The sequence below is a fragment of the Xanthomonas sp. F4 genome (assembly GCF_011761895.1).
The window spans coordinates 276,120-283,756 of sequence record NZ_JAASQX010000006.1 but is presented as its reverse complement, the minus strand read 5'-3'; the positions used below and the strand labels follow the sequence as shown (position 1 = coordinate 283,756).

The window sequence follows — 7,637 nt, the reverse complement described above, 5'->3', positions numbered from 1 at the left end:
GCTCCTGCACCTCGCCTATGGCGTCCTCAAATCGGGCACCGCGTTCGACCCGAAAAGGGGCCTTGCCTGCTAGGGGGTAAGACGGTATCTACGAGAAAGCGGCATGCACGCCGTAGGAGCGGCTTCAGCCGCGACCGCATGCGGTTGTGATGCGTTTCGTGCGGGCGCCGATGGCCGGCCGCACCTCATGCCCGCGGCGAGGCGCCTGGTTTACCGCCGCGCCGCAAGGCGCAACCCGCGCGGGGTCAGCACCCGCTCCAGCAGCTCGAACAGGCCCTGTACCAGCAGCGCCAGCAGCGCGGCCGGCACCGCGCCTTCCAGGATCAGGCCGAGATCGTCCAGGCGGATGCCGGTGAGGATCGGCTGGCCGTAGCCGCCGGCGCCGATCAGCGCGCCCAGGGTCGCGGTACCGACGTTGATCACCGCCGCGGTCTTGATGCCGGCGAGGATGGTGCGCAGCGCCAGCGGCAGTTCGATCCGCCACAGCCGGGTGCCCGGCGGCAGGCCGAGCGCGGCGGCGGTCTCGCGCAGTTCGCGGGCGATACCGGTGATGCCGGCATGGGTGTTGCGCACGATCGGCAGCAGGCTGTACAGGAACAGCGCGGCGATCGCCGGTTTGGCGCCGATGCCGAACAGCGGGATCATGAACACGAACACCGCCAGCGACGGCAGCGTCTGCAGCACGCCGGTCAGGGCCAGCACCGCCTGGCCGAGCCGTGGCCGGTGTGCCGCCAGGATGCCCAGCGGCAGCGCCACCAGCAGGGCCAGGCCCAGCGACAGCCCGACCAGCGCCAGGTGCTCGCGGGTGCGTTGCAGCAGCCGCTGCAGGCGTCCGTCCTGGGCCGGCGCGGCGATGCCCAACCAGTGCGCGGCGATGGCGCTTTCGGCGCGCTTGTCGAGCTTGGCCTCGGCGTTGAGGCGCTGCATGGTCGCCGCGTCGATGCGTCCGCCCAGTCCCTGCAGCGCCTGCACGAAGCGCGGCGCGCGCTGCGCCAGGTCGGCGCGATACAGGAACACTGCGGCGTAGCGCGGGAAGTAATGCTTGTCGTCCTGCAGCACCAGCAGGCCGTGCGCCGGAATCTCGGCATCGGTGCTGTACAGGTCGGTGAGGTCGATCGCGCCGCTGTCGAGCGCGCGGTAGGCGAGGTCGTGGTCCAGGCCGGTGGGGGTCTGCGGCAGGCGGTAGGCGTCGCGCACGCCGGGCCAGCCGTCGGCACGCGAGACGAATTCGCTGCTCAGCCCGAATTTGAGCGTCGGATGTGCGGCGAGGTCGGACAGGCGTGCGATGCCCAGCGCCTGCGCGCGTTGCCGGCGCATGCCGAACGCATAGGTGTTGTCGAAGCCCAGCGGCGCGCTCATCGCCAGGCCGCGCTGCGCCAGCGCCTTGCGCAGCGCGGCGTCGTCGGCGCCAGGCATCTGCAGCAGCTCGGCGGCCAGGGTGCCGGTGTACTCGGCGTAGGCGTCGATCGAGCCCTGCTCCAGCGCACGCCAGAGGATGCGGGTGCCGCCGAGTTGGCGCCGGTGCTCGACCTCGACGCCGGCCTGGCGCCCGGCGCCGGCGGCGATCTCGCCCAGCACCACCGCTTCGGTGAAGTTCTTCGAGCCGACCACCACCTTGGCGTCGGCGGCCGCGGCCGGCGCGCCCAGCAGGTTGGCCAGGCCGCCCAGGGCGACCAGCGCGATCGCGCGCCAGTGCGCGCCCGGCGACGTCACCGCGCATCCTCCAGGGTGCGCTGCGCCTGCAGGAACTGGCCGACGAACGGATCGGCCGGCGTCTCCAGCAAGGTGCGTGCGCTGCCTTCCTGCAACACGCGGCCGCCGCGCATCAGCACCAGGGTATCGCCCAGGTAGGCGGCCTCGGCGACGTCGTGGGTCACCAGCACCACGGTCTTGCCGAGCAGCGCGAACAGCTCGCGCATCTGCGTCTGCAGCTCGTGGCGCACGATCGGGTCGAGCGCGCCCAGCGGTTCGTCCAGCAGCAGCACCGGCGGGTCCAGCAACAGCGCGCGGATCAGCCCCACGCGCTGGCGCTGGCCGCCGGACAGCTCGGCCGGGTAACGCGCCAGCAGCGCTTCCGGCAGGCGGCACAATTCGGCCAGCTCGTGCAGGCGCGCCTCGATGCGCGGCCGTGTCCAGCCCAGCGTGCGGGCCAGCAAGGCGGCGTTGTCGCGCGCGCTCAGGTGCGGGAACAGGCCGCCTTCCTGGATCACGTAGCCGATGCGCCGGCGCTGCGCCAGCAGAGTGGCGCGGCGCAGCGGTTCGCCCTGGAAGCGCACTTCGCCGGCGTCCGGCCATTCCAGCCCCAGCAGCAGGCGCAGCACGCTGGACTTGCCGGCGCCGCTGGGGCCGATCAACGCGGTGGTGCGGCCCGGTGCGATGCGCAGATCGACCCGGTCCAGTGCTAGCGTGTCGCCGTAGCGGCGGGTGACCCGATGCAGTTCGAACATCGCCGCAGCATAGCCGCAGGCGGCGACCACGCCGCGCGAAGACGCCGCCGCGGCCTCAGCGGGCGGCGTCGGTCAGCAGGTCCAGGGTCGGTTTCGGCCGGCTCAGGTCGTACATCAGGCCGAAATGGGCTTCCGCGCCCTGCTGGTCCGGCTGGTCGAGCAATTCGTAGAGATTGACCTCGGCGACCACGTCGGCGTAATCGCTGCGCAGTGTCTGCAGGAGGTCCGCCACGCTGTCGTAGCAGGCGCCGTCGCCGGGATGGCCGCCATCGGTGTTGCCGGTGTACACCTCGGCGCAGTTGAGCTCGTTGACGTACACCTTGGTGCCGTACTTCTGCGCGGCGGCGCGCAGTTGTCCGAGATACAGGTCCATCCAGTAGCCGCGCTCCCCGTGGAAGGCGTAGTAGTGGAAGCTGATGCGGTCGAAGTCGAAGCCGGCCGCCTTGGCCTGGTCCAGGAACCACAGCGAGCCGTTGCGGTCGCCGGGGCAGCGCGCGTTGGCCGAGTGATCGTCGCTGTTGCAGGCGGTGATGTTGATGGTGAACTGCAGGCCGGCGCCGAGTTCGTCGGATGCCTGCTTCATGCCGCGGTACATCGTGGTCATCGCCGCGATCCGCGCCGGGGCGGCGGCACGGTCCAGATCCTGCTCGTTGCCGATCTCCCAGACCTTGATGTCGTTGGCGTAGCGGCGCGCCAGCGCGTAGCCGATCTCGCGCGACATCGGATACACCATCGGCCGCAGCGCGATGTTGTACTTGCGCGAGAGCTGCACCAACTGGTCGAGCACGGTGAAGTTGCGTGGATCCACGTCGAACCGGTAGCTGCGCAGGTTGCGCTGGTCGAGCAGCCGGAACACCGCCTCGCTCTGGCTGAGCGGGTAGGCCTGGCGGCCGTCGTGGCCGTTGACCCCGTACACGATGGCCGGTGCCGCGGCGGCCGGAAGGGCGGCAGAGGCGAGAACGGCGGCGAACAACCACAGCAGCGGGCGCAGGATGGGCATGGGCATGGGTCCCAGCGGATCGGCACGGAGGAGGCGTGGAGGCAGCCTAGCAAGCGCGGCCGGCGGCGTCGGCACCAATTCCCGGGACTGCGGTGCGGGTCGCACTCCGCCGTGCCTGGTCTGGAAGCGCGCGCACACGGCTGTGCGCCCTGTGGCCAGGGCAGCCCTGCTGCGTAGGCACCGGCCTCTGTGCGCCCTGGCGCGTCGCCACAGTCTTCCCCGGCGGCCGAACACACGCGCCGACCAGTCGGCAGAGGTCCAATCGGCAGCCCTCAAACGCGACAGGGGCCTTGCGGCCCCTGTCGGTGTGCGTGTTGCCGGCGCGGTGGATCAGCGCTGCATCTGCGAGTTGGACTGTCCGGTGGCGGCGGACTTCTCGCCGGCGAACGGGTTGAGCTTGCGGATCATCCACGGGTACTTCGGCCAGTTGCCGGTCAGCCACGGATGCTGCGGGTCGTTGAGCTCGAGCACGCGGCGCGCGTCGGCGGCCAGGGTCTTGTTGCCCAGGTGGGTGTAGGCATCGGCCAGCACTGCCACTGCGTCGTACTGGTACGCGCTCTGCGGGTAGGTCTCCAGCAGGTAGGTGGCGCGCGAGGCGGCCGACACCCAGGCGTCGCGGCGCAGGTAGTACAGCGCGTTGTCCAGCTCGTGCTGGGCGAACACGTTGCGCAGGGCGATCATGCGCTCGCGCGCATCGGCGGCGTAGCGGCTGTTCGGGTAGCGCTCGGCCACGGTATTGAAGTCGGCATAGGCCTGCTGCGGGGTGGACAGGTCGCGGCGGCTGGCATCCAGCGACCACACCCGGCGCAGGAACACCGTGTCGCGGTTGGAGTTGGACAACCCGCGCAGGTAGTACATGTAGGCGATGTTGCGCTGGGTCGGGTAGGTGCGGATGAAGCGGTCGATGGTGGACACCGCGTCGTCGTGCTTGCCGGCCTTGTACTGGGCGTAGGCGCTCTCGATCATCGCCTGCTCGGTGTAGTTGCCGTACGGGTACTGCGCGATCAGCCGCTTGAAGCTGCTCTCGGCGCCGGCCCAGTTGCCGCTCTCCATCTGCGCATGCGCCTTCTGGTAGAGCTGCTCCACCGGCATCCCCTCTTCGGGGTTCTTCTTCTGACGGTGGCAACCCGTCGCCACGACCAGCGTGACCAGCAGCAGGGCGATGAAACGGACGTGCGCGGACAGCGGGACGGAGCGTCGGATCATGGGTTCGGGCGCGGCAGGGCAGGAATACGAAGGGGCGATGATAGCCTAGTGGCCTGTCCTGCGACTGACTATGGCCGCCGCGACCCCCTTTTTCCGACCCAAGCCGTGCCTCTGCCATGCCCCATACCCCCCCGGATCTCCCCGAGGACGCCGTCAGCGACGGCCCGCGCCAGGCGCGCGTCCCCGATCATGCCGCCGGCCGCCGCTTCGACGCGGTGCTGGCCGAACTGTTCCCCGAATACTCGCGCTCGCGCCTGGCCGAGTGGATCAAATCCGGCGACGCCCTGCTGGACGGCGCCCCGGCGCGGCCGCGCGATGCGCTGCGCGGCGGCGAGATCGCCAGCCTGCACGCGGTGCTGGACACCCAGACCCACGCCCTGCCCGAGGACATCCCGCTGGAGGTGCTGTACGAGGACGACCAGGTCATCGTGCTGAACAAGCCGGCCGGGCTGGTGGTGCATCCGGGCGCCGGCAACCCCAGCGGCACCCTGGTCAACGCCTTGCTGTACCGCGATCCGGGGCTGTCGGCGCTGCCGCGCGCCGGCATCGTGCACCGCCTGGACAAGGACACCAGCGGCGCCATGGTGGTGGCGCGGACCCTGCAGGCGCACACCTCGCTGGTGGCGCAGCTGTCCGCGCGCGATGTGCACCGGCAATACCTGGCGGTGGTGGTCGGGGCGCTGGTCTCCGGCGGCACCGCCAACGCGCCGATCGACCGCCATCCGCGCGACCGCCTGCGCATGGCGGTGCGCGAGGACGGCCGCGACGCGGTCACCCACTACCGGCTGCGCGAGCGCTTCCGTGCCCACACGGCCCTGGAATGCCGCCTGGAGACCGGCCGTACCCACCAGATCCGCGTGCACATGGCGCACCTGAAGCACCCCATCGTCGGCGACCCGCTGTACGGCGGCCCGTTGAAGCTGCCCAAGGGCGCCAGCGAGGAGCTGATCGGCGAGCTGCGCGGCTTCAAGCGCCAGGCACTGCATGCCGAGACCCTGGAGTTCAAGCATCCGTCGAGCGGCGAGCCGGTGCGCGCCACCGCGGCGGTGCCGGCCGACCTGCAGCAGTTGATGGCCTCCTTGCGTGCGGATGCGCAGGCGGCCGCCGAGCGGACGCGGCGCTGAGCATGGCCAGGTCGCCCGTCTCCCGTGCCCTGCTGGCCTGCGGTCCGGCCCTGGCGCATGGACGGCCGGTCCGCGGCGACGCGGCAGTCGCTGCCGGCCGAGCGTGCCGCCGATGACCGACTTCGCCCTGCACGCCGACTGGCCGGCCCCGCCGCGCGTACGCGCCCTGACCACGCTGCGCCACGGTGCCGGCGCCTCGCTGCCGCCGTTCGACCATTTCAATCTGGGCAACCGCAGCGCCGCCGATGGCGACGACCCGGCCACGGTGCAGCGCAACCGCGACGAGCTGGCAGAGCGGCTGGCGCTGCCGACGCCGCCGCACTGGCTGCGCCAGGTGCACGGCGTGCAGGTGCTGCGCTTCGACGGGCCGCCGCACGGCACCGGCGTCGACGCCGAGCCGACTGCCGATGCCGCAGTCACCGCCGAAGCGGGCGTGGTGCTGGCGATCCTGACCGCCGACTGCCTGCCGGTGGTGTTTGCCGCGCGCGATGGCAGCGAGGTCGGTGCCGCGCACGCCGGCTGGCAGGGGCTGGCCGGCGGCGTGCTGGAGGCCATGGTGGCCGCGCTGCGCACGCCGGCGGCACACCTGCAGGCCTGGCTGGGCCCGGCGGCCGGACCGCAGCATTACGAGATCGGCAGCGAGGTGCGCGAGGCGTTCCTGCGCCACGATCCGGCCGCCGCCGCGGCGTTCGTGGACACCCGGCCCGGACACTGGCGGGTGGACCTGTACGCGCTGGCGCGGCAGCGCCTGGTCGTGGCCGGCATGGCGCCGGACCAGATCCACGGCGGCGGCCTGTGCACCATCGCCGATGCGCAGCGCTTCTACTCCTATCGGCGCGACCGCCGCAGCGGGCGCATGGCGACCCTGGCGTGGATCGCGCCCTGACCCCGCCGTTGTTCGCGCAGCTGCTGGGGCCGGCGTTCGCGCAGTTGCCGCCGGTGCTGCGCGCGCTGCACACCCCGTCGTCGCAGTCGCGCTATGTCGGTCAGGCCGTGGTGCAGCGCGGCCGGCATCCGTTGCTGCCGCTGTGCGCGTGGCTGGTACGGCTGCCGCGCACCGGGCCGGCGACGCCGGTGGAGGTGGTGTTCCGCGCCGATGCGCACGGCGAGCGCTGGGAGCGCCGCTTCGGCACGCATGCCATGCCCTCGCGGCTGTGGTTGCACCGTGGCCGCCTGCGCGAGCGCCTGGGTGCGGTGGTCTTCGAATTCGCCTTGCGGATCGACGGCGCCGGCATCGAATGGCGCGCGGCGCGCGCCTGGGCCTTCGGCGTGCTGCCGCTGCCTGGGCGCTGGCTGGCCGGCGTGCACTGCCGCGAAGACCAGCGCGACGGCCGCTATGCGTTCGTGATCGCGGTGACCCTGCCGTGGATCGGGCCGTTCATCCGCTACGAGGGCTGGCTTGCGCCGGCCTGAGCCGCTGCCGGTCGCGACGCCCACGGCGCCGGAGGACGCGGCCATCGTCGTGTTCGACGGGGTGTGTGCGCTGTGCAGCCGCTGGGTGCGGTTCCTGCTGCGCCATGACCGCCGCGGTCGTTACCGCTTTGCGGCGATGCAGTCGCCGCGCGGCAGCGCCTTGTTGCGCGAACACGGGCTGGATCCGGCCGATCCGCTGTCGTTCCTGCTGCTGACCCGGCATGGCGCATTGACCGATTCGGACGCGGCGATCGCGGTGATCGCCGGACTCGGTGGGGTGTGGCGCAGCGTCGCGGTGCTGCGCCTGCTGCCGCGGCGCTGGCGCGACGCCGGCTATCGGGTGCTGGCGCGCAACCGCCATCGCTGGTTCGGCACCACCGCGCAGTGTTTCCTGCCGGAGCCGGCGCAGCGGTCGCGGTTTCTGGACTGAGCGCGGCGCTCCGCCCG

General features: G+C 71.9%; 8 protein-coding genes. 4 read left to right on the top strand and 4 right to left on the bottom strand.

Translation table 11 applies throughout. The features are described 5' to 3' along the window. Nucleotides 1-210 precede the first annotated feature (210 nt). The 4 genes from FHR66_RS18020 to FHR66_RS18005 form a co-directional block, all read right to left on the bottom strand. Entirely contained in the window at nucleotides 211-1,668 is a 1,458-nt protein-coding gene (locus FHR66_RS18020) for an ABC transporter permease/substrate-binding protein (RefSeq protein ID WP_456361779.1), read from the bottom strand. Nucleotides 1,669-1,709: 41 nt separating this feature from the next. After that, a complete protein-coding gene (locus FHR66_RS18015) occupies nucleotides 1,710-2,447 on the bottom strand; it encodes an ATP-binding cassette domain-containing protein (RefSeq protein WP_160970947.1) in 738 nt (245 codons plus the stop codon). A gap of 55 nt (nucleotides 2,448-2,502) precedes the next feature. Beyond that, on the bottom strand, nucleotides 2,503-3,453 hold the full coding sequence (locus FHR66_RS18010) for a glycoside hydrolase family protein (protein WP_160970945.1): 951 nt from the start codon (nucleotides 3,451-3,453) through the stop codon (nucleotides 2,503-2,505). Nucleotides 3,454-3,777: 324 nt separating this feature from the next. After that, nucleotides 3,778-4,653: an outer membrane protein assembly factor BamD gene (locus tag FHR66_RS18005; protein WP_160970943.1), complete on the bottom strand. Its 876-nt coding sequence runs from the start codon at nucleotides 4,651-4,653 to the stop codon at nucleotides 3,778-3,780. A 116-nt stretch (nucleotides 4,654-4,769) separates the two neighbouring features. Here FHR66_RS18005 and rluD point away from each other — a divergent pair, with 116 nt between their 5' ends. From rluD to FHR66_RS17985, 4 genes are all read left to right on the top strand, one after another. Further along, nucleotides 4,770-5,777 carry a 23S rRNA pseudouridine(1911/1915/1917) synthase RluD gene (gene rluD / locus FHR66_RS18000; RefSeq protein ID WP_160970941.1) on the top strand — a complete coding sequence of 336 codons (1,008 nt, stop codon included), beginning with the start codon at nucleotides 4,770-4,772 and terminating at the stop codon, nucleotides 5,775-5,777. Nucleotides 5,778-5,889: 112 nt separating this feature from the next. After that, the gene (gene pgeF, locus FHR66_RS17995; RefSeq protein WP_160970939.1) at nucleotides 5,890-6,663 is read left to right on the top strand and encodes a peptidoglycan editing factor PgeF; all 774 of its coding nucleotides are present in this window, start codon (nucleotides 5,890-5,892) and stop codon (nucleotides 6,661-6,663) included. Beyond that, the gene (locus tag FHR66_RS17990; RefSeq protein WP_160970937.1) at nucleotides 6,648-7,190 is read left to right on the top strand and encodes a DUF4166 domain-containing protein; all 543 of its coding nucleotides are present in this window, start codon (nucleotides 6,648-6,650) and stop codon (nucleotides 7,188-7,190) included. The genes pgeF and FHR66_RS17990 overlap by 16 nt, the downstream gene beginning before the upstream one ends. Next, complete coding sequence (locus FHR66_RS17985; RefSeq protein ID WP_456361778.1) at nucleotides 7,177-7,620, top strand: thiol-disulfide oxidoreductase DCC family protein; 444 nt, start codon at nucleotides 7,177-7,179, stop codon at nucleotides 7,618-7,620. The genes FHR66_RS17990 and FHR66_RS17985 overlap by 14 nt, the downstream gene beginning before the upstream one ends. Nucleotides 7,621-7,637 lie beyond the last annotated feature (17 nt).

Excerpts from the sequence above, each read along its gene's own strand:
- FHR66_RS18010 (WP_160970945.1), bottom strand. The coding sequence starts at position 3,453 with ATGCCCATGCCCATCCTGCGCCCGCTGCTGTGGTTGTTCGCCGCCGTT.
- pgeF (WP_160970939.1), top strand. The coding sequence starts at position 5,890 with ATGACCGACTTCGCCCTGCACGCCGACTGGCCGGCCCCGCCGCGCGTA.
- rluD (WP_160970941.1), top strand. The coding sequence starts at position 4,770 with ATGCCCCATACCCCCCCGGATCTCCCCGAGGACGCCGTCAGCGACGGC.
- FHR66_RS18015 (WP_160970947.1), bottom strand. The coding sequence starts at position 2,447 with ATGTTCGAACTGCATCGGGTCACCCGCCGCTACGGCGACACGCTAGCA.
- FHR66_RS18005 (WP_160970943.1), bottom strand. The coding sequence starts at position 4,653 with ATGATCCGACGCTCCGTCCCGCTGTCCGCGCACGTCCGTTTCATCGCC.